Raw genomic sequence first — 675 nt, forward strand, 5'->3', positions numbered from 1 at the left:
AATTGTAGCAATGAAAAAGATTTTGTGAATGTCTAGACCACAAGCTTTGTTTATGACTTCAATCATATAACATCACCCAATTTATTTGGGCAGTCGAATTGCCTAAAAGGCCAATTTAGCATCCGTGATCAAAGTCACATTTGAGCCTTCGATGGCAATTCACTGATTAGTTTTCTGACGGTTTTGAAAAACCAAAATAAGGACAACCTTACTGCCCAAGGTAATAAGGGCTTAATAGTCAAAAAAGAGGGCGTAGAGTACTTTCATTGATTTGTGCATGTTATTCGAAGAATTTCATGTACGTTTTCTTTGATAGTCTATTTCTTTCTGAGTGAGGGCAGTGTGTGCCTCATATTCTGCAATATAGATGTCGGAAATATTTGGGAAAAAATACCACACTGAAAGATCCGTGCAGGAGAGCAATATCAAGGGTAAAACGTAGCTTTCATTCTTGCAGCTCTTATAGACCCGGATTTAGAAATAGACACAATTTTTTAAACTAAATCCTGAAGAGCAGAATATATTTTCATGGCATAGTAATGCTTATTTTAGTTCAAAGCCAATAATTGTAAATGGATATTCCAGAGAGAAAATACCTTAGAGGAGCTAACCTTCAAGGAGCTAACCTTATAGAGGCTAACCTTCAAGGAGCTAACCTTGAAGGGGCTAACCTTC

At 36.7% G+C, this 675-nt stretch carries 1 protein-coding gene; it reads left to right on the forward strand.

The features are described 5' to 3' along the window. Positions 1-572: 572 nt before the first annotated feature. A partial coding sequence (locus tag ASJ81_RS24500; RefSeq protein WP_141241746.1) for a pentapeptide repeat-containing protein occupies positions 573-675 on the forward strand: 103 nt, incomplete at its 3' end.

Source organism: Methanosarcina spelaei, assembly GCF_002287235.1.
In the GTDB taxonomy this organism is placed as follows: domain Archaea; phylum Halobacteriota; class Methanosarcinia; order Methanosarcinales; family Methanosarcinaceae; genus Methanosarcina; species Methanosarcina spelaei.